Source organism: Bradyrhizobium sp. USDA 3311 (assembly GCF_054062495.1).
Genome location: NZ_JBSSFI010000001.1, coordinates 8302143 through 8325778, shown reverse-complemented (window position 1 = coordinate 8325778; position 23636 = coordinate 8302143). Strand labels below are relative to the sequence as shown.

Genomic DNA, 23636 nt, shown 5'->3' with positions numbered 1-23636 from the left:
GCATGACTGCTGTGGTGTGGAAGCGCTGTGTGCAAACGCCAACACCGGGAACTCGTCGCGCGTCCCGTAATGATACGTGCGCGCAAGAGTTCCTTCACCATTCGCGTTGACCAGATGTTTACCGCTTCGCGTGAGGCGGCATTTACCAAGGCGCATCATTGCCCCGTGAAAACACCTGCAATCGCTTGAGTGTGCCGCGCGCGCAACGCCGATTAACGCCCCGGCAACCTAAATTGGATACTTACGAAAAAGATCGAATTGCACGGATGTACTGCGGTTCGATTTGTCTGGCGTTAGCGTAGCGTGAGCGTATCGATGTCAGTGTTGCGTAACCATCCGAAGGGCGCGCGGTTCGCGTCCTTCGGCATCGGTCTCTGCATCTTCGCATTGATGCCGAGAGAGACCGGCTATCAGGATATTGCCTCGCTGCTGGCGCGTCAGCCCGGCGTCGCCGAGCGTTGGCAGAAGCAGGTGTATTCCGCGGCGTCCTCGATCCAGCTCGCCACCTACAGTTTTTCCCGCCCCATCGGGACCTCGGTTCCGCAGAGCGCGATGGTTCGCCTCGCCAGCCTCGATGGCCGTGACGTCACCGGCGCGATCAGCCGCAATCCGGCGCTTCAAGCGCCGCCGCGCTACCAGGCCGCCGACTTTCCCAAGGTCGATCGCTCCATGAAGGGTGATCGCCTCGCTATCGTACCACCGACGACGTCTCCCGACGCTGCCGCTCCGACCGCAGCCCCCGCGCAGGAAGATCCCGCGACGTCGAACAGCTCGGTGTTCGGCGCCAAGACTGCCGCGTTGCCGCAGGCGATGTCGCCGGAGTCCGCAGCCGCGCTCGACCCCGAGCTCCAGGAAGCGCTTCGCGCGCCGCCGTTGCCGCAATATGCCAATCCGCCGAAGGCCAGCGACCTTGCGCGCTCGTTCGCGGTTCAGCCGCTGGAGGCGCTGAAGCGGGCCGCAGCGCCCGCCGCGCCGGCGCGCGATCCCTTCAGCGTCAAGACCGCGAACCTGTTCTTCGGCAGCTCCTCGCTCGGCGGCAATCTCGAGAGCATCGAGAGCTGGCAGCCCGGCGCCGAGCCGCTGATCGTGATGCCCGACCCCGACATGAAGGTGACGGCCTCGCTGACGCCGCCGTCGGAAGAGATTGCCAAGGACATCGAGAGCGGCGAGAGCGTCGCGCCGAAGGGCGAGGTCAATGCCGACAACCAGCGCGCCAGGTCGCCGGCGGAGCGGCTCGCACTCGACGACAAGTCGCGCGCGAAATCCGAGAAGTGCCTCGCGGAAGCGGTCTACTTCGAGTCCCGCGGCGAGGCCGTGCGCGGCCAGATGGCGGTCGCGCAGGTCGTGATGAACCGCGTGTTCTCCGGCAAATATCCCGACACGGTGTGCGGAGCAGTCTATCAGAACAAGCACCGCCATTTCGCCTGCCAGTTCACCTTTGCCTGCGACAACAATCCCGACGTGATCCGCGAGCCCGAGATGTGGGAGCGCGCCAAGAAGATCGCGAAAGCGATGCTCGACGGCCAGATCTGGCTGCCCGAGGTCGGCAAGTCCACGCATTACCACGCCTATTGGGTGCGCCCGTCCTGGGTCGCCGAGATGAAGAAGATGTACAAGACCGGCGTGCACACCTTCTATCGCCCGCGCGCCTGGGGCGACGGCAGCGAGGAACCGAGCTGGGGCTCTCCGGCTCAGACCGCCGCACTCTCCGCCGAACTCACGCAGGAAGCCAAGAGCTCCGCCGAGATGGGTGTGAGCGAGCGGCGCTGAGATAGCCTACGGCTGTCGCCGCAAGCGCAGCCGTGCTCCCTCGCCCCGCTTGCGGGGAGAGGGTTGGGGTGAGGGGGACTCTCCACGGGGACGGTGAGAGTTAGACTCGCGGAGACTCCCCCTCACCCGGAATCCGCGCTTTCAGCGGGAATTCCGGCCTCTCCCCGCAAGCGGGGAGAGGCAAAGAAATCACGCCTCGATATCCAGTGCACAATCGAAATTCGGCGCCGAATGCGTCAGCGCGCCGGACGAGGCGTAGTCGACGCCGGTCGCTGCGATTGCGGCGATCGAGTCCAACGTGACGCCGCCGGATGCTTCCAGCTTGAGCCGTCCCTCGCTCATCCGCACCGCCTCACGCAGCGTCGCAAGGTCCATGTTATCGAGCAGTACGGCGTCAGCCATCCCCGTGTCCAGCACCTCGCGCAGTTGCGCCAGCGTATCCACCTCGATCTCGATCTTGATGAGATGGCCGGCGTGGGCGCGTGCGCGCTCCAGCACGGGGCGGATGCCGCCGGCGACCGCGATGTGGTTGTCCTTGATCAGGATCGCGTCGTCGAGGCCGAAGCGGTGGTTGAAGCCGCCGCCGCAGCGCACCGCGTATTTCTCCAGTGCGCGCAAGCCCGGCGTGGTTTTTCGCGTGCAGCAGATCCGCATCCTGCTGCCTTCGGTGCGCGCGACATAGTCCGCCGTCAGCGTCGCGACGCCCGACAGCCGCCCGACGAAGTTCAGCGCGGTCCGCTCCGCGGTGAGAATGGCGCGCGCGGGACCGGAGATCGTCAGCACGTGCTGCCCGCGGGCCATGCGCGCGGCGTCGCGAACATGCGCGCGCACCTCGATGTCGGACGACAGCTCTTGCAGCGTCGCCAGCGCCAGCGGCAGGCCGGCGATCACGCCGGACTGGCGTGCGACCAGGATCGCCTTTGCTTTTGTCGCCTCCGGGATCGTCGCGAGCGAGGTGATGTCGCCGGCGCGGCCGAGATCTTCGTCGAGCGCGCGGTGCACGGCCTCGTCGATCGCGAGCGGCGAGAGGAAGGCGTCGGGATAGAGCAGGGATGTCGGGGTGATCATAGAGGACTCCGTCAGGCGATCATGGGTTGCGCGATGCGCGGCATTGGGCGTTCGGTGAGGTTTTCTGCGACCTCGCGCGCTGCTGCGAGGGTGGTCATCGTTCTCTTCGCCTGCGCGGGGAGATCAGCCGGATGATCGGAGCGGAAATGCGCGCCGCGGCTCTCGCACCGCGTCCAGGCCGCAGCGGCGACGAGCAGGGCTGTTGTCGCCATGTTGCGGACGGCGATGCTCGTTGCGTCACCTTCGAGCGCAGCGAAGCTGCGCACGGCCTCCGCAAGCCCGTCACCGTGACGGATCACGCCGACATGCGCGCTCATCGTCGCGCGCAGCCGCTTCACGGCCGCGGCATCCGGTGTGCCGCCGCGCGGCGCCACCAATGCGTCGGGAAGGCGGGCAGCCGAGGGGATGGCTCGGCCGGCGATGTCGTCGGCGATGCGTGCGGCGTAGACCACGGCCTCCAGCAGCGAATTCGAGGCGAGGCGGTTCGCGCCATGCGCACCGGTGGAGGACACTTCGCCGCCGGCCCATAGCCCGTCGATCGAGCTGCGGCCGCGCCCGTCCACCGCGATGCCGCCCATGTGGTAGTGCGCGGCGGGCGCGATCGGGATGGCCTGCGTGGCGGGATCGATGCCGGCGGCGATGCAGCTCGCATGCACGGTCGGGAATTTGTCGGCGAAGCGTGCGCCCAGCGCCTGCCGTGCGTCGAGGAACGCGCCGCGCCCGGCCGCGATCTCGGTGAACACGCCGCGGGCCACGATGTCGCGCGGCGCGAGCTCGGCGAGCGGATGACGCGTCAGCATGAAACGCTCGCCATCGGCGTTGATCAGCGTCGCCCCTTCGCCGCGCAGCGCCTCCGTCGCCAGCGGTGCCGGATCGCGGCCGACCATGATGGCGGTGGGGTGGAACTGCACGAATTCAGGATCGGCGATCAGGGCGCCGGCGCGCGCGGCGATCGCAAGGCCCGATCCGCTTGCTTCAATCGGATTGGTGGTGACTGCATAGAGATGGCCGAGGCCGCCGGTCGCGAGCACCACCGCGCGTGAGGCGAGCAGGACCGGCGGGGCGGCAGGATTGCCGGCCTCGCGCAACTGAAGGCCGGAGACGGCGCCGTTTTCCGTCAACAGCGCTTCGGCGACGAAACCCTCGATCAGCCGGATCGACGGCGTTCGGCGCACAGCCTCGCCCAGCGCCGCGATGATCGCTGCGCCCGCGCCGTCGCCGCGCACATGCACGATGCGGCGCGCCGAATGCGCAGCTTCCCGCCCCACCGCGAGCCTGCCTTCGAGGTCGCGATCGAACGGCACGCCATAGGCGAGCAGGTCATGGATGCGCGGCGCGGCCTCGCGGGCGATCCCGAGCGCGACCGCCTCGTCGACGAGGCCGCCGCCGACGGCAACCGTATCTGCGGCATGCGCTTCCGGAGTATCGCCCTCGGCCACGGCCGCGGCGATGCCGCCTTGCGCCCATGCCGATGAGGCGCCCTGTCCGAGCGGTGCCGCCGAGATCAGCGTCACCGGCCGCGGGGCGAGTTTTAGCGCGCAGAACAGTCCGGCAAGGCCGCCGCCGACGATGACAACATCGTCGGTGCTGCGAGTGAAGTTGTGGATGTTGTTTGTTGTCATGGCTTTCTCCAAGCTCTCAACCGTCGTCCCGGCGAAGGCCGGGACCCATACTCCGCAGCAGTAGTTGTCTGGCTAAGCTGCTTGACGTCGTTCTCTGCAACCACACTGTGGTTATGGGTCCCGGCCTTCGCCGGGACGACACTGTGGGTGTTGCTGCTGTTTGATGCTCAATTCTTCAGATTGATCATCCGCTCGACCGAGCGTCGCGCGCGCTCTGCAAGCGCGGGATCGATCGTCACCTCCTCGCGCAGCGTCAGCAGGCTCTCCAGAATGTTGGCGAGCGTGATGCGCTTCATGTGCGGGCAGAGATTGCAGGGGCGAAGCATCTCCACGTCGGGCAGCTCGGCGCGCACATTGTCGGCCATCGAGCATTCGGTGATCATCACCAGCCGCCGCGGCCGCTTCGCGCGCACCCAGTTGATCATGTGTGCGGTCGAGCCGGTAAAGTCGGCCTCGGCCAGCACGTCGGGCGGGCATTCGGGATGGGCGATGATCTGCACCGAGGGATCGGCCTCGCGAAGCTCACGCAGCTCTCCGCCGGTGAAGCGCTCGTGCACCTCGCAGGCGCCCTTCCAGGCGATGATCTTCACGTCGGTCTTCGAGGCCACGTAGGTCGCGAGATAGCGGTCGGGCAGGAAGATCACACTCGGCGCATTGAGGCTCTCGACCACCTGCACCGCGTTCGATGAAGTGCAGCAGATGTCCACCTCGGCCTTCACCTCCGCCGAGGTGTTGACATAGGCGACGACAGGAACGCCGGGAAATTTTTCCCGGAGCAGGCGAACGTCGGCGCCAGTGATGCTGGCGGCAAGCGAGCAGCCGGCGCGCGGATCCGGAATCAGCACCGTCTTGTCCGGGTTGAGCAGTTTCGATGTCTCCGCCATGAAGTGCACGCCGCACTGGACGATGATGCCGGCCTTCACCTTGGTGGCTTCGACGGCGAGCTGGAGCGAGTCGCCGCCGATGTCGGCAACGCAGTGGAAGATCTCCGGGGCCTGGTAATTGTGCGCGAGGATCACTGCGCCTCGCGCCTGCTTCAGCTCGTTGATCGCCTTGATGGTCGGCGCCATCAGCGGCCACTCGATCGGCGAGATCACGTGCTTCGCGCGCTCATAGAGCGGCGCGGTGGCGCGCTCGACCTCGTCAGTCCATTCCAGCGAGGGCATCGGCAGTATGGATCCCGTTCGCGCCGGCGCGGCGCGTGGGAAGGGCGTGATCTGGTTCGTGGCTTGGCCCTGCGGCCGGTTGGCAAAGTCGTCGGGGCCGTAAAGTCCAGTGATCGGCATCAAAGCCTCCCGCTCGTGTTATTATGCTCAATGTGAGTATATTCGGGGCCCGAGAAATCCGGCCGAGAGGCCGGGTCACGTCGTCATCGCCCTAATATGCTCAATCTGAGTAAATCAAAGATATCACGCATGGCCGGGAGTTGCTAGGTCTCCTCGCACACATTCCCGTCAAGTCGCGCTCCGCGGCGCCGGACCAGGTCTGGTTGAAACGCAATGCTCGCGCGGCAGCCCTTCGGAGAACGCAATCATTTTTGACTTGGGATGTTCATGCATTTGCATTAAACGAGCTGACCTGTGGCTGCCTATTTCGGATCCGCCAACGACAAGATGAGGAACACCATGTCGACACAAGTGGGCGAACTCGGTCCGGTCTCGCGTTCCTCCACCTGGCGCACGCCGGCAATCATCATCCTCTGCGGCTGCGCCATCGGCATGCTCGGCTTCGGCCCGCGCTCGGCGCTCGGCTTCTTCGTGCAGCCGATGAGCCATGAGTTCGCCTGGGGGCGTGACGTGTTCGGCCTCGCCATCGCCGTGCAGAACCTGTTGTGGGGATTGGGCCAGCCGGTCGCCGGCGCGGTCGCCGATCGATTCGGCCTGTTCCGGGTGATGTGCGTCGGCGCGCTGCTCTATGCCGGCGGCCTGCTCCTGATGCGCTACTCCTCGACGCCGCTGTCGCTGAACCTCGGCGCGGGCGTGATGGTCGGCTTTGGTCTTGCCGGCTGCTCGTTCAACCTGGTGCTGTCGGCGTTCAGCAAGCTGCTGCCGGCCGAGAAGCGCGGGCTTGCGCTCGGCGCCGGCACGGCGGCGGGCTCGTTCGGACAATTTCTGTTCGCGCCGATCGGCGTCGCGCTGATCGACAATTTCGGCTGGCAGCAGGCGCTCACCGTGTTCGGCTTCCTGATGCTGCTGATCATTCCGCTGTCGCTGGCGCTCTCGACGCCGCCGGTCGCAAACACGGCGAACGCGGCGCCCGCGGATGAGCAGACCTTCATGAAGGCGCTCGCGGAAGCCTTTGGCCACCGCTCCTACGTGCTGCTGGTGCTCGGCTTCTTCACCTGCGGCTTCCAGCTTGCTTTCATCACGGTGCATCTGCCGGCGTTCCTGGTCGATCGCGGCATCTCGACACAAACCGGCGGCTGGGTGATCGCGGCGATCGGCCTGTTCAACATCATGGGATCGCTCAGCGTCGGTTATCTCCAGAACTCGCTGCCCAAGCGCTACATCCTCTCGACCATCTATTTCACCCGCGCGCTTGCGACGCTGGCCTTCATCTCGTTCCCGATCACGCCGTTCTCGGCGATCGCGTTCGGTGCGATCTCCGGCCTGACCTGGCTGTCGACGGTGCCGCCGACCTCGGCGCTGGTCGCGCTGATGTTCGGCACGCGCTGGCTCGCGACGCTCTATGGCTTCGCCTTCGTCAGCCATCAGGTCGGGGGCTTCCTCGGCGTCTGGCTCGGCGGCATCGTGTTCGAGCGGTTCGGTTCCTACACGCCGATCTGGTGGCTCTCGATCCTGTTCGGCGTGCTCTCGGCGCTGATCAATCTTCCGATCGTGGAGAAACCCGTCGCGAGAGCGGTTGCGCAGCCTGCCTGATCGGCTAAACATCCCGGTCAAACAAGTCAGGGAGTTCAGCTGTGGCAACGTTCAAGGCGATCCGGATCGACAAGGCTGACAAGGGTACCACCGCGCAGCTTGCGCAGTTCGACGAAGCCGAGTTGATGGAGGGCGACGTCACCGTCCGCGTGGAATGGTCGACGCTGAACTACAAGGATGGCCTTGCGCTCACCGGCAAGGCGCCGGTGGTGCGCCGCTTCCCGATGATCGCCGGCATCGACTTCGCCGGCACGGTCGAGCAGTCCTCGCATCCGCAGTGGAAGGCCGGCGACAAGGTCGTCTGCACCGGCTGGGGCATGGGTGAGACCCATCTCGGCGCCTATGCCGAGAAAGCGCGGGTGAAGGGCGACTGGCTGGTCGCCCTGCCGCAGGGCCTGTCGGCGCGCGACGCCATGGCGATCGGCACTGCCGGCTTCACCGCAATGCTCTCAGTGCTGGCGCTGGAGAAGCACGGCCTGTCGCCGAAGAGCGGCCCCGTGGTGGTGACGGGCGCGGCCGGCGGCGTCGGCTCGGTCGCGACCGCCGTGCTGTCCAAGCTCGGCTATCACGTCATCGCCTCGACCGGCCGCACCTCGGAAGCGGATTACCTGAAGCACCTCGGCGCCGCCGAGATCATCGACCGCAACGAATTGTCGGCGCCGGCCAAGCCCCTCGCCAAGGAACGCTGGGCGGGTGGTGTCGACAGCGTCGGCTCGACCACGCTGGCCAACCTCCTGTCGATGACGAAGTACGGCGGCGCGATCGCGGCGTGCGGCCTTGCCGCCGGCATGGACCTGCCGTCTTCTGTCGCACCTTTCATTTTGCGCGGAGTGTGCCTTCTCGGCATCGATTCCGTGATGTGCCCGATCGAGCCCAGGAAGGCCGCATGGCAGCGTCTGGCGTCCGATCTGGACCGGTCTAAACTATCTGAAATTACTCACGAAATTCCGCTCGCCGAGGTTTCCGAATGGGGCGCGAAAATCCTGTCCGGCCAGGTCCGCGGCCGGATCGTGGTAAAAATTGTCTAACGGCGTTCAGACTTTACCAACCAAGCTGCTTCAATGTCGCCATGGTTAGTATGGTAAGCAGCGGGTAAAGAGATAAGGCATCGCCCGCTGCGGGGGTCGGTTCGGAGTTGAGCATGCTTGCGCGTATTGTGTTGGGGGCTGTCACGGCTGCGGCGACGATTGCGCCGGCCATTGCTGGAGGCATGAACGCCGACGAGGCACGTCGCTTCGTCGCCGGCAAGGTGTTCGCCTTCACCTGTTTCGACGGCACCCGCGGCGCGGGCCGAATCCTGGATGACCTCGGCGCCGCCGGCGCCGTGCAGTTCTCGGGCGCGGGCCCGGTCCGCCATCTCCGCCTGCCCGGCAACACGCTCCAGATCCGTGGCCAGAACGTCTGCGCCTCGATCAAGGGCATTCCGTTCGAGCCCTGTTTCAACCTGGAAAAGACCGACGATCGCAGCTTCCGCGGCTCGGTGTCGGGCATGGGCTTCGCCTATTGCGACTTCCACCACCAGGGCGGCAACCAGATGCTGATGGCGCGCGCCGTCGCGCGGCCGCGCTCGCTGCGCTCTTCGGAGCACACGGGGTCGGTCGCTACGCCGAACACCGAGGTCGCCGCGCGCGTCGAGACCCCGCGTGTCGAGAGCAGCCGGCTCGAGCCGGTGAAATCGGAAAGCAAACCGGAGCCCGCGAAGAACGAAGGCCCGCTGGAGCTGCGCCGCTCGACCCAGTGAGCGGCTGCGCGGGACCGTCCGCGCACTTTCTCGTTGAAGACGTCCATCGAACACGAAGCCGCCGCGCCGTAGTCATACGGACGGCGGCTTTCATGCGTTGGTAGCTGTTCGCGTCCCAGTTTGCGTACGGCCGGGGGGCGCGGCCCGATAAAAGGGTTCAACGATGTCGCTGTACTTCTTCCGCATCAGTACCGGTCGCTATTCCGGCGCCGCCGATCAGCCGTATGAGTTCGAGGATCGCGCGGCCGCGTGGACCGAGATGACCGAGGTCTGCGCCAATCTGCTCGGCGGCATCTCGCGCACCCTGAAACCGAACGCCGAGTGGTGCATGGAGCTGCTCGACGAGAACAAGAAACCGGTGTTTCGCATCAGCCTCGTCGGGGAGACGGTGAACTGACACCGCCGCGAATGACGGCGCGGGCGTTAACGAACGCGAAGCATGCAAATCCGAGAAGCTTCATTTCGCTGCGCGTGAAACGTGTGGAAGTCCACAGATTTAAGCTGCGTTTTCCGTACTTCTACCTAAGACGCGAGGGCCCCGCTTAACGTTAATGAGTAACCTGCCGGTTAGCCTTCCCGGGATGTTCACGCGCTTCGTCGCGGCAATGCGTATCCCGGGGAAAAGTTCGATGATGGTCATTCAGAATCTGCGAATCGGCACCAAGCTCGCCATCACCTCCGCGCTGACAATCGGGCTCGTCGCGCTGATGATCTTCCTCCAGATGAGCGGCAGCACAGAGGTTCAGAGGCTCGGCAACGGAGTATCGGGACAGCAGACGATCGCGCAAAACGCCGCGGAAGCGAAGGCCTCGGTGCGAGGGATGCAAATCGGCATTCGCGACATCCTGACCTCGTCCTCGCCCGCCGAGATGCAGAAGGCGGTCACCTATTTCAACGACCGGCAGACGGCGGCCCTGAAATACTCCGGCGAAATGGCCAAGCTCTCGCGCTCGGCGGAAAATCGCAAGCGGATCGATCGCCTGACCGTGCTGATCGGCGAATTCGGCAAGGGTGAGCTGCAGATCGAAGCCATCCGCAAGCAGGAGCTTGCGCTCGATGGGAAGAAGGACGGCGAAGCGGCGGCGCAACTCGCAAAGCTCGTTGCCGAGGTCGATCGCATCCGCAAGGGGACGCTGGCGCCGATCAACGAAGAGATCTCCGAGCTGGCCAATCAGATCACCGACTTCGCCAAGCAGAGGAGCGTCGAGACGCGCACCGAGGCAGAGGCCGAAGCCGCGTCGGTTGCGCGGACGTCGCTCGTCACCGGCGTGCTGGTCGCGCTGGTTCTGATCGGTGCCTGCATCTTCTCCGTCTTCAGCATTGCGCGGCCGATGCGCGCACTCACGGCCGCGATGGAGAAGCTCGCCGGCGGCGACTTTTCCGTGGTGCTGCCAGGCCTCGGCCGCAAGGACGAGGTTGGCGAGGTCGCCGGTGCCGTCGAGAAATTCAAGATCGTATCCGAGCAGAAGGCGCGCGAGGAAGCGGAGGCCAAGATGCGGCAGGATCAGATCGCGGCCGAGCAGCGCAAGGCCGAGATGCGCAGGCTCGCCGACAGCTTTGAAGGCGCCGTCGGTGAGATCGTCGGCACGGTGTCGTCGGCCTCGACCGAGCTCGAGGCATCCGCGACGACGCTGACCTCGACCGCCGAACGCACGCAGCAGCTCACCACCGTGGTTGCAGCAGCCTCGGAGGAAGCTTCCACCAACGTGCAGTCGGTGGCGTCCGCGACGGAGGAACTGTCGTCCTCGATCACCGAGATCAGCCGGCAGGTGCAGGAATCCGCGCGCGTGGCGAGCGAGGCCGTCGGCCAGGCCCGCACCACGACCGAGCGCGTCAGCGAGCTGTCCAAGGCGGCGACGCGGATCGGTGACGTCGTCGAGCTGATCAACACCATCGCGGGCCAGACCAACCTCCTGGCACTCAATGCCACGATCGAGGCGGCGCGCGCCGGTGAAGCCGGCCGCGGCTTCGCTGTCGTTGCCTCCGAGGTCAAGGCGCTCGCCGAGCAGACCGCGAAGGCGACGGGCGAGATTGGCCAGCAGATCGCCAGTATCCAGACCGCGACCGAGCATTCGGTCGGCGCGATCAGGGACATCAGCGACACCATCGAGAAGCTGTCGGAGATTTCCTCGACCATCGCAGCGGCCGTGGAGGAGCAGGGCGCGGCGACGCAGGAGATCTCCCGCAATGTGCAGCAGGCCGCGCAAGGCACACATCAGGTCTCGTCCAATATTACGGACGTGCAGCGTGGCGCGAGCGAGACCGGATCGGCCTCCTCGCAGGTGCTGTCCGCCGCGCAGATGCTGTCCGGCGACAGCAATCGCCTCAAGCTCGAGGTCGGCAGATTCCTGGAGACGGTGCGCGCCGCCTGAGGGCGGCCGTCCTCACTGGTCACCCGACGGCTGCAACCGTCGCGCGAAGGTGCACGGTGTTCGCATGCGTTCGCGGCTGGATGCGCGATCAGAAGAGCTGCACGGTTAACCTTCCGGAAAAGCGATGCAGGCATCATCTCCGCAATATTCCGCGCGCCCAGCCGCCCTCCCTGCATTGCGTATCAATCGTCTTGGAGCACATTCCATGAGTGGCCTCTCCATTCGCCTCACCCACAAGGTCATGGCGATCGGACTGTTCGGACTGTTAGGTCTCGTCGCCTTCGGCGCGATCTACGAGATCGGCAGCCTTTCCCAGGACGCATCGCGCGACATTGCCAATCGTGCCCGCGCGATCGCCGATCTCGACAAGCAGCTCTCGATCGAGATGCTGGAGGCACGCCGCAACGAGAAGAACTTCTTGCAGCGCCGGGCCGAGAGCTACGCCAAGGCGCATGCCGAGCTGATCGGGCCGATCAACCGCGATTTCGATGAGGTGCAGCGGCTGATGGCGGCGGGCGGCATGAGCGTGCTGTCCGACAAGATGAAGCAGGCCCAGGACGGCTTCAAGCGATACGCGTCGGACTTCGGCGCATTGGTGGCCGCCGAGACCAGGCTCGGTCTGAACGAGACGGTCGGCCTGTCCGGTTCGCTCCGCGCCGCGGTGCACGACATCGAGGCCAAGCTGAAGGAGATCGACGATCCCAGGACGACGACCTGGATGCTGATGATGCGCCGGCACGAGAAGGACTTCATGCTACGGCGCGACCCCAAGTACATCGCCGAGGTGAAGAAGGCCGCGGTTGAATTCTCCAAGGCGATAGAGGTCGTCGCAATTCCGACGGCGGCGATGAACGACATCATGGCCAAGCTCCAGAAATACCAGTCCGAGTTCACGGCCTGGGCCGAGACCGCGCAGCAGAGCGCGGCCCTTGACGCCAGCATGATGAAGACCTTCCGCGAGGTCGAGCCTGTCATGGCGGAGGTGCGGACCGCGGTCGATGCGATGTCCAGGCGGGCGGACGCCGCCGAAGCTGCCACGCGCGAGGCCGTGCGTCTTTGGATGGTCGTCGCCTTCGGGGTCACCGTCATCGTGCTTGCCGCCGTCGGCTTTTTGCTGGGACGCTCGATCTCGAAGGCACTCGGTGCGATGATCGGTGCGATGACCCGGCTTGCGCGCGGCGAGCTCTCGATTTCCGTTCCCGGCGCCGGCCGCAGGGACGAGATCGGCGAGATGGCCGGTGCGGTCGAGGTGTTCAGGACCAACATGGCGGAAGCCGAGCGGCTGCGCGCCGAACAGGCGGAAGCGGACGCGCGCGGGCGCGAACAGCGCAAGGCCGACATGCAGCGGCTCGCCGACAGGTTCGAAGGCGCGGTCGGCGAGATCATCGAGATCGTGTCGTCGGCGGCAACCGAGCTCGAGGCGTCTTCCAACACGCTGACGCAGGCCGCCGAGCGCGGCAACGGGCTTGCCACCGCCGTGGCGGCGGCCTCGGAAGAGGCGTCCGCCAACGTGCAGTCGGTGTCATCCGCGAGCGAGGAGATGACCTCCTCGATCTCCGAGATCAGCCGCCAGGTGCAGGAATCGGCGCGCGTCGCCGACGTCGCGGTCGGGCAGGCCCAGCGCACCAATGCGCGCGTCGCCGAATTGACCAAGGCGGCCTCCCGGATCGGCGACGTGGTGGAGCTGATCAACACCATCGCCGCCCAGACCAACCTGCTGGCGCTCAACGCGACGATCGAGGCGGCGCGGGCGGGCGAGGCCGGCAAGGGCTTTGCGGTGGTCGCAACCGAAGTGAAGGCGCTCGCCGAGCAGACCGCGAAGGCCACGGGCGAGATCGGCCAGCACATCGGTGCGATCCAGGCCGCGACGGACGACTCCGTCGGCGCGATCAAGGAGATCGGCGACACCATCGCGCGGATGTCGGAGATCTCGTCGACCATCGCGGCCGCGGTGGAGGAGCAGGGCGCCGCGACGCAGGAGATCTCCCGCAACATCCAGCATGCCGCGCACGGCACCTCCGAAGTCTCGGCGAATATCGCCGACGTCCAGCGCGGTGCCGGCGAGACCGGAGCCGCCTCGGCGCAGGTGCATTCGGCCGCGCATTCGCTGTCTCAGGAGAGCAACCGGCTGAAGAGCGAGGTCGCGCGCTTCCTGGAGTCGGTGCGGGCGGCGTGACGGCGTTCCGTTCGGGGTTGCGCTGCGTCGACCGCATCGCAACACGAGATATCAGTGCTGCCGCAACAGATAGTTGCAGGGAAAATAACGACGACGCGGGCGGTCCCGTAATTTTACGTAGGTTCCTGTTAACGCCTGTTTGCGACTATTAGGCGCAATCTCATGGGATAAGAACCAGCCAGCATCGATGAATTGACTTCCGCCCTGTCGTCCGTCGCGACGATTGCGGCGCAGGTGATTCACGCGTTGCCGGGTATCATCGGGATTTGTCGTGATGTCGAAGTTGTCGATCGTCTTCAAGCTTCTGGCCGTGTTGTCGGTCCTCGTGCTGTCACTCGCCGGCGTCGGCGTGACCGCGATCGGCACCATGCAGAACATCAATGCGCATACGGTCGAGATCGCGGAGAGCTGGCTGCCGAGCGTGCGCGCGCTCGGTTCGCTTCGCGCCGACATCAATGAGCTGCGCGTCGCGCTCCGTCTGCATCTGATGGAGGACAGCGCAGAAGGCAAGGATGCGGCCGAGAAGCGCCTCGCCTCGCTGCAGGGGCGCATCGACCAGACGCGTAAGGTCTACGAGCCGCTGATCACGACCGCCGAGGAGCGCTCGCTCTACGGGCAATGGACCAAGGCGTGGGCCGAGTATCTGAACGGCGTGCAGGACGTGATGGCGCTGTCGCGCAAGAGCGTCGGTCGTTTCCCGACCGAGGCCAACGAGCTGTTGCAGACCAAGGTCGCCAAGATGGCCCAGGCGGCCGATCCGTTGCTCCAGAAGGGCATCGAGCTCAACAACCGGGGTGCAGAGCTGGAGACCAAGCAGGCGGCCGACAGCTACGCCATGATCTTCCGCGTGCTGGTCGGCATCATCGTGTTCTCGGTCGTGATTGCGATCGCCGCCGCCTATTATCTCGTGCGCGACGTTTCGCGTGGTATTGCCTCGATCATCCGTCCGATGCAGTCGCTCGGCGAGGGCGACCTTTCGGCCGAGGTGCCGCATCGCGGCGAGAAGACCGAGATCGGCTCGATGGCGGATGCGCTCCAGATCTTCAAGGAAGCGCTGATCGCCAAGAAGGCTGCCGACGAGGCCGCCGCCGCCGACGCCGAAGCCAAGATCGAGCGCGGCCGCCGTGTCGATGCCATTACCCGCAAGTTCGAAGCCATGATCGGCGAAGTCGTCGGCACCGTCTCCTCGGCCTCGACCGAGCTCGAGGCGTCGGCGTCGACGTTGACCAGCACCGCGCGGCGTGGGCAGGAGCTCGCGACCGTCGTGGCGGCAGCCTCCGAGGAAGCCTCCACCAACGTCCAGGCCGTGGCCTCCGCCTCGGAGGAGCTGTCGTCCTCGATCACCGAGATCAGCCGCCGCGTGCAGGATTCGGCGCGGATGGCGGCGGAAGCCGTCGAGCAGGCGGCGCGGACCAACGAGCGCGTCAACGCGCTGTCGCAGGCCGCCTCCCGCATCGGTGACGTCGTCGAGCTCATCAACACGATCGCAGGCCAGACCAATTTGCTGGCGCTGAACGCGACCATCGAGGCGGCGCGCGCCGGCGAGGCCGGCCGCGGCTTTGCGGTCGTCGCCTCCGAGGTCAAGGCCTTGGCCGAGCAGACCGCGAAGGCGACCGGCGAGATCGGGGCCCAGGTTTCGGGCATCCAGGCTGCAACGCAGGAATCCGTCAGCGCTATCCAGGAGATCGGCGGCACCATCGAGCGGCTGTCCGAAGTGTCCGCGGCGATCGCCGCGGCGGTCGAGGAGCAGGGCGCCGCCACGCAGGAGATCTCGCGCAACGTCCAGCAGGCCTCGGTCGGCACGCAGGAGGTCTCGGCGAACATCACCGACGTGCAGCGCGGTGCGATCGAGACCGGCGAGGCCTCGACCGAAGTGCTGTCGGCGGCGAAATCGCTGGCGACCGACAGCACGCGCCTCAAGGTCGAGGTCGCGCAGTTCCTGGATTCGGTCCGCGCGGCCTGATCTTCAACTTCCCGTCTGTGGAGCCGGCGGCGGAGCCTGCCGCCGGAACAGGATGCGCTGGTAGAGCCATCCGATCGCGACCAGCACGACGCCGAGGCACATGAACGACAGCGCGCGGTAAACGCCTGTCAGCGTCGACATGTCGATCACGAAGGCCTTCAGGATCGTCAGCGCGATGACGGCGGCGGATGCAAGCCGCGCGCGCTCCGAGTTGACGAGGATGCCGACGCCGAGCAGCACCACGCCGAAGGCGAGCCAGCCGATCGAGTAGGTGTATTGCTCTGCCCCCGTCGTCTCGCCGCTGGACAGGATCGGGCCGTGATAGAAGCGGCGGATCTCCAGCGTGACATAGGCGAGCGCGAACACGAGCGCGCCGCCAGCGATGGTGTTGGCATAGGCCTTGCCACGCTCGCCGACCACCGCATAGGACAGCAGCAGCATCAGCACCGCCGGCAGCGCGTAGCCGAGCAGCAGCAGGTTGAACACGGCGCCGCCGACGTCGATATGCCACAGCAGCGGGTTCTCCAGGATCAGTAGGCCGAACACGCTGATGAGCCCGCCGATGGCCGTGAGCACCACCGCGCCGACATTGTGCACGATACTGCGGCTGCGCAGCCTCAGCCGTTCCAGCCCGATCGCCATGGCGAACGCGACGCAGACTTGCAGCGCGCATTCGAGCAGCGACGGCGCAGACGTCATCTGGCCTCCAGTCGCAAAGTGCCGGATCTCCATGAAGGCGAGCAGCGCGGTGAACAGGATCGCGGCGGCTTCCACCACGCGCAGCGGCGCGTCGTCAGCGCGGCGGCGCAGGAAGATGCTCGCGCCCCAGAACGAGGCCGCCGGCAGGCCGTAGCCCCATAGCAGCCAATTGAAGATCGGCGTCGTGCCGACGGCATCGCCGACGATGCGCGGATCATAGACGATGCGCGCGGTGACGATCGCGGCGAAAATGGCCGCGAGCCGGCGCAGGACCGGGATCGGGCGCTGCAGCGAGATCCAGGCGGTGCCGAGCGACATCAGCGCCAGTGCAATCGTGAGCCAGCCCTTCTCGAGCGCGAAGGTCAGCGCCAGCGCCAGCGCGCCGAGCGTGCCGGTCGCGAACAGCGCGACGGAGGTCGCAGCGCCCGGCCGATCTTCGCGGCGCGCAAGCGCTTCGGTGGCGGCGGCAAAGGCCGCGGCAAGCAGCACCGCGAGGATCGCGAACGGGATCGAGCGATCCAGATGGGCAATGCGTGCATAGAGCGCAACGAGGATCGCAATTGGCGTGGCGACACCCGCCGCCGACCACACCACCGGAATGATCGCCGAGTTCGAGCGGCCCTGCGCGAAAAAGCCGGCCATGCCGAAGCCGGCGGCGAAGATCGCGGCCGTCACCAGATGCAGCGTCACGGAGCTGTCGGTCGCGACCGGTCCGATGCCGGGCAAGGGGCCGCCGGGCAGCACCAGCATGTCGGGATTGGCGCGCACCGCCCACTCGGCGAACACGATGAAGACGGTCGCCGCGGCCGCGCCCAGCGCGCCGGTCGCTGCCGGCGCGCGCCAGGCGACGAACAGCGTCGCACCGACGAGAAGCGTGAAGGCGATCAGCGCCAGATCCGCATGCGCGCTCGACAGCACGATCAGCATCGCGCCGAACAGATAGGCGCCGAGCGAGCTCGACGACACCGGCTCGATCTCGCCGTCCTCGATGCTGGGCCCGAACATGAAGCCGCAGACGACGAGCAGCGCAGCCAGCACGAATCCCGCGATCGCATGGAAGGCGTGCGGCGCGACCTGCACGTCACTGGTGTCCAGACCCGGGAAGATCCAGAGCACAGCGAAGGCGATCGTGGTCACCGCAAGCCAGCGCCACAGCCGGATGCGGGCAAGGCCGAAGCTCGCGGCGGTGACGATCGCAAGATAGATGTAGAGCGCCCAATAGTCCGGCTTGCCGCTGGAGACGAGGAGCGGGGTCACGAACGCGCCGACCACGCCGAGGCCGGCGAGCGCGGGCCCGTGCAGCAGGGCGGCGGCAAGCGTGCCGAGTGCGACGAGGCCGAGCAGCACGAAGGCGGTCGCAGGCACGAGGAAGCCATAGAGCGCGTAGGCGGCATAGATGGTCGCGAACGCGACGGCCGTGCCGGCCGCGGTGAGGATCGCGGGAATATTGGCGATCGGCAGCGCCGCGATGTTGGAGATGCTCTCCTTGCGCCGCGACCATTCGCCGGCGCCGAGCAGCGCGGCTGCGAACAGGCCGCCGAGGAACACGCGCACGCCGGGGCCGACGAGGCCGGCCTCGATCGAATAGCGCACCATGAAGAAGCCGCCGAGCGCGAGCGCAAGGCCGCCGATCCACACCACCCAGCGCGTGCCGAGACGCTCCTCGAAGCCAGGCTCTCTAATATCAAGCGCCGGCAGCGGAGGCGGTGCATCGGCTCCGGTGCCCGCTTCGAGCGGTGGCGGCGCAGCCACTTCGGTGACGAGCGGCGGCGGCGCCTCGGCCTCGGGCGCGAGCGGCGGTGGCTCGGCCGGAGTTGTCGCGGGCGCTTCAGCCTGCACCGGTGCGGGCATCAGCGGCGGCGGCTGCACTCGCCGTTGCGTGTAAACCATCTCTTCGAGCGAGCTCAGCCGGCGGCGCAGCTCGGCCGCCTGGTTGGAGGCCTTGATCGCGATCAGGAAGGCGATGATCGCAATGATCAGCGCAAAGACGTCAAACGGGCCGTCGAACATGAAGCCTCCAGGCAACCGGCGGGCAGGGGCCGATCGCGCAAATGTCGTATCTAGCGCCGGGAGCGCATGCGCAAGCCCGGCGCGGGCCGCTCCTGGAGCACGTCGCGGCGGAAGCGGTAGAGCGCCGCCGGCCGTCCGCCAGTCTGTGTCGACATCACGCCGGTCGGTTCGACCAGGGCTTCCGTTTCGACCAGGCGGCGGAAATTCTGCTTGTGCAGGTGCCGGCCGGAGATCGCCTCCACCGTATGCTGCAATTCGGTGAGTGTGAACTCGGCGGGCAAAAGTTCAAAGACCACAGGACGATACTTCAGTTTTGCGCGCAGCCGCGCGATCGCGGTGGCGAGGATCCGGCGATGATCGAACCGCATGGAGGTGCCGAGTGCGGGAAGCGCCTTGCGTGCTAATGCCGCAGGTCGGCCGTCGCGCCGCGCCTCCTCGATCAGCCCGGCCTCATAGAGCAGCTCGTAGCGGTCGAGCACGCGCTCCTCGTCCCAGGGCGCGCCATCGAGGCCGAAATAGAACCGCACGCGGTCCCTGCGCGGCAATGCGCGCGTCGTCTCCGGCGTCTCCTGTTCCGCCCATGTCGTCAGCGCCGGGATGATGTCGCGGGCGATGATCGCCGGCGGCTCCTCGCGCCAGTCCTCCCAGGGGAGGAAGCGATACCACGGCTCGAAGCTCGCCCCGGTTGCTGCGAGTTCGCCGTCGACGGCGCGGGTGAGTGCGAGATATCCGATCGACACCATATGCGCGCCGGTGTCGCCGGCCTCCGCATGACGGCCGCGATCGCCGAACGTATAGAGCTGCTCGACATAGCCGAGCCGCAAGCCCGCCTGCTCCTCGACCCAGGCGCGCAGGCCGATCTCGAAGGTCCGATGGCTCAGCGCATCGAACGGGCCGAACGGCAGGCCCGCCAGGCCGTCGCTGCCGCGCGCGGTGAGGATCAGCGGTTCATGGTCTTCGATCGCGACGATCGCGGCGGTCAGGCCGATCTCGATCGGCGTCAGCAGCGTCTCGCTCATGCGGCTCACTTCGCTGCTGTCATTCGAGCTCGATCACGAAGGGGCGACCCTCGACCATCATCGCGCCCGGGCCCATCTCGTCGAGCGCGCGCAGCATGCGGCCCTCGCGTCCCAGCGCGCGGTCGGCGAGGCCGACGATGCGCCGGTTCGGCGATGCGATCGGCGAGGCCGCGCGGATCTTCTTCGCGATCTCGATCTCGTCGCGATGCGGATTGAGGGCGCAGGCCGCGGCGAAGGCGCTCGCGGTGGAGCGGCTGATGCCGGCGTAGCAATGCACCACCAGCGGCGCGCTGCGTTCCCAGCGGCGCACGAAGTTCAGCACCTGGTCGATATGGGCCTCCGACGGCGCGACAAAGCCGTCCATCTCCTCGGTGATGTCGTCCATCGACACCTTGAGATGGTTGGCCGGCAGCACCGACACCGGCCGCGCCACCTGCTCGACATTGGCCATCACGGTCAGCACGTGGCTGGCCCCGGTGAGGCGGACGGTTTCGGGAAGCGCGGCGAGGGAACAGACGTGGATCATGGCGGACCTTTTCGTTGATTATAGCCGCGGCCGTAGGGTGGGCAAAGGCGCATCGCGCCGTGCCCACCATTTCGCAACTGCGCTCATCTCGCCTTGTTTGGTGGGCACGCTTCGCTTTGCCCACCCTACGAAGGGATGATGCTACGCAAACACCGCGCCAAACCGCTCCAGGAACTGCTTCTCAGCCCGCGCCGCCGTCCAGGGCGTGAGATAGTCGCGCCGGACGCTGTCGGGCAGGCCGGGATCCTTGCCGAACAGGCGCCTCGCCTCGGCATCGCTGAAGCCGGCGAGCTCGGTCGCCTCGAGGTAAGCCGCGCCGCGATCGGCGGCCTTGATGGCCAGCGTGATCTCGTCGGGCAGCACCGGCGGCAGGCCGAAGCGGATGTGGATGGCGCCGAGCAGGCGCTTCTCGACCGCCTTGTAATGGCCGTCAAGCACGGCCTTGAACGGCGAGATCATGTCGCCGATCACGTATTCGGGCGCGTCGTGCAGCAGGGCTGCGAGCCGCACGCGCTGGTCCACGCGCGGCGTTTCGTGCCGCATCACGGTCTCCACCAGCAGCGTGTGCTGCGCGACCGAGAAGATGTGCGCGCCTGTCGTCTGCCCGTTCCAGCGCGCCACGCGCGCCAGCCCATGCGCGATGTCGGCGATCTCGATGTCGAGCGGAGAGGGATCGAGCAGATCGAGCCGCCGGCCCGACAGCATGCGCTGCCAGGCGCGGGACTCCGCGCCGCGTGCCGACTTCTTCGCGCTCATTTGACCTTGAGGCGCGGCTTGCGCTGCGTCTTGCCGCAGCTGGCGTGACAATGGCAGTCGACGAGATGGTCGTTGACCATGCCGGTCGCCTGCATGAAGGCGTAGACGATGGTCGGGCCGACGAACTTGAAGCCGCGCGAGGACAGCTCCTTGGAGATCTGCACCGACAGCGGCGTGGAGGCCGGCACGCTCGCCGTGGTCTTGAAGTTGTTGACCTTGGGCCTTCCGTCCATGAAGTCCCACAGCAGCTTCGAGAAGCCCGGCCCCTTCTCCATGATGTCCAGATAGGACTTCGCACTCAGGATCGCGCCGTCGATCTTGGCGCGGTTGCGCACGATGCCGGCATCGTTCATCAGCGCGTGCACCTTCTTGGCATTGTAGCGCGCGATCTTCTCCGGCTGGAAATCGTCGAAGGCTTTGCGGAAATTGTCGCGCTTGCGCAAAATCGTGATCCAGGACAGGCCGGCCTGGAAGCCATCGAGGATCAGCTTCTCGTACAACGCGCGGTCGTCATATTCAGGCACGCCCCACTCGGTGTCGTGATAGGCGACATAGAGCGGATCTTCGCCCGGCCAGGGGCAGCGGGTCAGGCCGTCGGGATGCAGGCGAGGGGCGCGGCTCATGCGGTGGGCTGCTTGGCTGGAATGCGTACGACTTCAGGTTCGGCGAGCGTCAAGGCAAGCCCGCCAGCCGTGAGCGGCTGGCCGGCATCGAGCGCGTCGGCGACGCGGTCGATGCGCACCAGCGCGATGCCCTTGCCATCGGCAGAAGAGCCAATGGTGCCGACCGGCTTGTCGCCGGCGAGAATGGCAGCACCAATCTCGGGCGAGGGTCCGTCGAGCAGCACCTTGACGCTGCGGGTGCGCGCGGTGCCGCGATGCTGCATGCGCGAGACGACCTCCTGGCCGACATAGCAGCCCTTGTCGAAATCGACGCCGGCGAGGCGGTCCATATTGGTCTCGTGCGGGAATGCATCGCTGTACATGAAGTCGAGCCCGCCGCGCGGCACGCCAAGCGCGATGCGATGTGCCTCATAGGCGGCCGCGTCGACCAGCTCGGCGCCGATGAGGTCGGACAGCTTCTGCTTGAGATCCTCGGGGATCAGGATGCGGGTGCCGAGCCCGTCATGGCGCGGATCGGCGAAGGCAAGGTCCGGCTGGGCCGCGAGCGCGCCGTCCCAGGCGGCGAGCACGCCGAGATCGTCGGAGAGGTTTTCCACGGTGGCCTTGGCGCGCAGCTTGTAGAATTTCAGCTTGGTCGCGAGGCCCTCGGCCAGCGCTTTGGGGCAGTCGATCAGGAACCCGCCGCCATGGCCGGCCGGCACCTCCGTGATCAGGAAATCGACGATGATCTTGCCCTGCGGCGTCAGCAGCGCGCCGAATCGCCCCAAGCCCGGCTTCAGCCTGTCGAGGTCGGTCGTGACGAGGCCGTTGAGGAAGTTGCGCGCATCCTCGCCCGCGACCTTGACCACGCCCCGGTCGGGAAGAAACGCTGATTTCATGAGAAAATCTCTTGCGACATGTTGCTCCGGAACGTAAGCCCGCAGCGCATAAACGACAAGACCTCGAGCCCTGCGCTTGGGGATGAGAGGGGCCTTCAGCCATGACCCAGCGTTTCGATGTGATCCTCAGGGGCGGCACTGTCGTCAACCAGGACGGCGAGGGCCTGCGCGACATCGGCATTGCGAGCGGCCGCATCGCCGAGATCGGCGCGCTGTCGCAAGCCTCCGCCGCCGAGGTGATCGACTGCAAGGGCCTGCACATCCTGCCCGGCGTGATGGACACGCAGGTGCATTTTCGCGAGCCCGGGCTGGAGCAGAAGGAAGACCTCGAGACCGGCTCGCGCAGCGCCGTGATGGGCGGCGTCACCGCCGTGTTCGAGATGCCGAACACATCGCCGCTCACCGTGACCGAGGCCAGCTTCACCGACAAGGTGAAGCGCGCCCGTCATCGCATGCATTGCGACTTCGCCTTCTTCATCGGCGGCACCCGCGAGAACGTGCAGGACCTGCCGGTGCTGGAACGCGCGCCCGGCTGCGCGGGCGTCAAAGTGTTCATCGGCTCCTCGACCGGCGCGCTGCTGGTCGAGGACGACGAGAGCCTGCGCCGCATCTTCCAGGTGATCCGCCGCCGCGCCGCGTTCCACGCCGAGGACGAATACCGCCTCAACGAGCGCAAGCCGCTGCGCATCGAGGGCGATCCGCGCTCGCATCCGGTCTGGCGCGACGAGACCGCGGCGCTGATGGCGACGCAGCGCCTGGTCAAGCTCGCGCATGAGACGGGCAAGCGCATCCACGTGCTGCACATCTCGACCAAGGAAGAGATCGAGTTTTTGCGCGACCACAAGGACGTCGCATCCTGCGAGGCGACGCCGCATCATCTCACGCTGGTCGCGCCCGAATGCTACGAGCGGCTCGGCACGCTGGCGCAGATGAACCCGCCTGTGCGCGGGGCCGATCACCGCGCCGGCATCTGGCGCGGCATCGAGCAGGGCATCATCGACGTGCTCGGCTCCGATCACGCCCCGCATACGCTGGAAGAAAAGCAGAAGACCTATCCCGCTTCGCCCTCGGGCATGACCGGCGTGCAGACGCTGGTGCCGCTCATGCTCGATCACGTCAACGCCGGCCGCCTGTCGCTGGCGCGGTTTGTCGATCTCACCAGCGCCGGCCCCGCGCGCCTCTACAACATGGCCTGCAAGGGCCGCATCGCGGCCGGTTACGACGCCGATTTCACCGTCGTCGACTTGAAGCGCAGCGAAACCATCACCAACAAATGGGTGGCGTCCAAGGCCGGTTGGACCCCTTACGACGGCGTCCGCGTCACGGGCTGGCCCGTCGGCACCTTCATCCGCGGCCGCCGCGTGATGTGGCAGGGCGAGCTGGTGACGCCATCGCAAGGCGAGCCGGTGCGGTTTCTGGAGACGCTGAAGGCGTAGGGCTTGGCGCGCCGCGGCACGGTGCGTGCCTCAGACTCGGTGTCATCCTGGCGAAAGCCAGGACCCATAACCCCGACCGGATATTGTTGCGAAGACTG

The 23636-nt window shown here is 66.6% G+C and carries 19 protein-coding genes; 9 read left to right on the top strand and 10 right to left on the bottom strand.

Annotation, left to right across the window (positions count from 1 at the left end; genetic code table 11):
- Positions 1-315: 315 nt before the first annotated feature.
- Positions 316-1770, top strand: a complete 1455-nt coding sequence (locus ACVWW6_RS39645) for a cell wall hydrolase (protein ID WP_456682681.1) — start codon at positions 316-318, stop codon at positions 1768-1770.
- Between the two features lie 189 nt (positions 1771-1959).
- Here the strand turns inward: ACVWW6_RS39645 and nadC are convergent, their stop codons facing one another.
- The 3 genes from nadC to nadA form a co-directional block, all read right to left on the bottom strand.
- Positions 1960-2838 carry a carboxylating nicotinate-nucleotide diphosphorylase gene (gene nadC / locus ACVWW6_RS39640; protein ID WP_161536065.1) on the bottom strand — a complete coding sequence of 293 codons (879 nt, stop codon included), beginning with the start codon at positions 2836-2838 and terminating at the stop codon, positions 1960-1962.
- 11 nt (positions 2839-2849) lie between these two features.
- Positions 2850-4460, bottom strand: a complete 1611-nt coding sequence (locus ACVWW6_RS39635; RefSeq protein ID WP_456682680.1) for an L-aspartate oxidase — start codon at positions 4458-4460, stop codon at positions 2850-2852.
- A gap of 167 nt (positions 4461-4627) precedes the next feature.
- Positions 4628-5746 carry a quinolinate synthase NadA gene (gene nadA, locus ACVWW6_RS39630; RefSeq protein ID WP_456682679.1) on the bottom strand — a complete coding sequence of 373 codons (1119 nt, stop codon included), beginning with the start codon at positions 5744-5746 and terminating at the stop codon, positions 4628-4630.
- A 339-nt stretch (positions 5747-6085) separates the two neighbouring features.
- On the opposite strand from nadA, the gene ACVWW6_RS39625 reads away from it, so the two are divergent.
- The 6 genes from ACVWW6_RS39625 (at position 6086) to ACVWW6_RS39600 (ending at position 13628) form a co-directional block, all read left to right on the top strand.
- Positions 6086-7339 carry an MFS transporter gene (locus ACVWW6_RS39625; protein ID WP_456682678.1) on the top strand — a complete coding sequence of 418 codons (1254 nt, stop codon included), beginning with the start codon at positions 6086-6088 and terminating at the stop codon, positions 7337-7339.
- Between the two features lie 41 nt (positions 7340-7380).
- Positions 7381-8367, top strand: a complete 987-nt coding sequence (acuI, locus tag ACVWW6_RS39620) for an acrylyl-CoA reductase (NADPH) (RefSeq protein WP_028175618.1) — start codon at positions 7381-7383, stop codon at positions 8365-8367.
- Positions 8368-8480: 113 nt separating this feature from the next.
- The gene (locus tag ACVWW6_RS39615; RefSeq protein ID WP_011085332.1) at positions 8481-9080 is read left to right on the top strand and encodes a hypothetical protein; all 600 of its coding nucleotides are present in this window, start codon (positions 8481-8483) and stop codon (positions 9078-9080) included.
- A 163-nt stretch (positions 9081-9243) separates the two neighbouring features.
- Positions 9244-9477, top strand: a complete 234-nt coding sequence (locus tag ACVWW6_RS39610) for a DUF6894 family protein (protein WP_028175619.1) — start codon at positions 9244-9246, stop codon at positions 9475-9477.
- A gap of 232 nt (positions 9478-9709) precedes the next feature.
- Positions 9710-11452, top strand: a complete 1743-nt coding sequence (locus tag ACVWW6_RS39605) for a methyl-accepting chemotaxis protein (RefSeq protein ID WP_028175620.1) — start codon at positions 9710-9712, stop codon at positions 11450-11452.
- Between the two features lie 205 nt (positions 11453-11657).
- Positions 11658-13628 carry a methyl-accepting chemotaxis protein gene (locus tag ACVWW6_RS39600; RefSeq protein WP_456682677.1) on the top strand — a complete coding sequence of 657 codons (1971 nt, stop codon included), beginning with the start codon at positions 11658-11660 and terminating at the stop codon, positions 13626-13628.
- A 51-nt stretch (positions 13629-13679) separates the two neighbouring features.
- On the opposite strand, the gene ACVWW6_RS39595 is transcribed toward ACVWW6_RS39600, so the two are convergent.
- Entirely contained in the window at positions 13680-13928 is a 249-nt protein-coding gene (locus tag ACVWW6_RS39595) for a hypothetical protein (protein WP_271558114.1), read from the bottom strand.
- On the opposite strand from ACVWW6_RS39595, the gene ACVWW6_RS39590 reads away from it, so the two are divergent.
- Positions 13903-15591: a methyl-accepting chemotaxis protein gene (locus ACVWW6_RS39590; protein WP_456682676.1), complete on the top strand. Its 1689-nt coding sequence runs from the start codon at positions 13903-13905 to the stop codon at positions 15589-15591. The two genes, ACVWW6_RS39595 and ACVWW6_RS39590, sit on opposite strands and share 26 nt — an antisense overlap.
- Before the next feature lie 3 nt (positions 15592-15594).
- On the opposite strand, the gene ACVWW6_RS39585 is transcribed toward ACVWW6_RS39590, so the two are convergent.
- The 6 genes from ACVWW6_RS39585 to ygfZ all read right to left on the bottom strand — a co-directional run bounded on the left by ACVWW6_RS39585 (position 15595) and on the right by ygfZ (position 22102).
- Positions 15595-18300, bottom strand: a complete 2706-nt coding sequence (locus ACVWW6_RS39585) for a DUF2339 domain-containing protein (RefSeq protein WP_456682675.1) — start codon at positions 18298-18300, stop codon at positions 15595-15597.
- A 50-nt stretch (positions 18301-18350) separates the two neighbouring features.
- Positions 18351-19319: an NUDIX hydrolase gene (locus ACVWW6_RS39580; protein ID WP_028175624.1), complete on the bottom strand. Its 969-nt coding sequence runs from the start codon at positions 19317-19319 to the stop codon at positions 18351-18353.
- Positions 19320-19338: 19 nt separating this feature from the next.
- Positions 19339-19845, bottom strand: a complete 507-nt coding sequence (locus ACVWW6_RS39575) for a tyrosine phosphatase family protein (protein ID WP_011085338.1) — start codon at positions 19843-19845, stop codon at positions 19339-19341.
- A 141-nt stretch (positions 19846-19986) separates the two neighbouring features.
- On the bottom strand, positions 19987-20601 hold the full coding sequence (locus ACVWW6_RS39570; RefSeq protein ID WP_011085339.1) for a YfbR-like 5'-deoxynucleotidase: 615 nt from the start codon (positions 20599-20601) through the stop codon (positions 19987-19989).
- A complete protein-coding gene (locus tag ACVWW6_RS39565; RefSeq protein WP_011085340.1) occupies positions 20598-21224 on the bottom strand; it encodes a DNA-3-methyladenine glycosylase I in 627 nt (208 codons plus the stop codon). Before ACVWW6_RS39565 ends, ACVWW6_RS39570 begins: the two co-directional genes overlap by 4 nt.
- Positions 21221-22102, bottom strand: coding sequence for a CAF17-like 4Fe-4S cluster assembly/insertion protein YgfZ (gene ygfZ / locus ACVWW6_RS39560; protein WP_011085341.1), 882 nt, complete (start codon positions 22100-22102; stop codon positions 21221-21223). Before ygfZ ends, ACVWW6_RS39565 begins: the two co-directional genes overlap by 4 nt.
- A gap of 101 nt (positions 22103-22203) precedes the next feature.
- Between ygfZ and ACVWW6_RS39555 the strand changes: the two genes are divergently transcribed.
- Positions 22204-23538: a dihydroorotase gene (locus ACVWW6_RS39555; protein WP_038965914.1), complete on the top strand. Its 1335-nt coding sequence runs from the start codon at positions 22204-22206 to the stop codon at positions 23536-23538.
- The last annotated feature ends 98 nt before the right edge of the window (positions 23539-23636 follow it).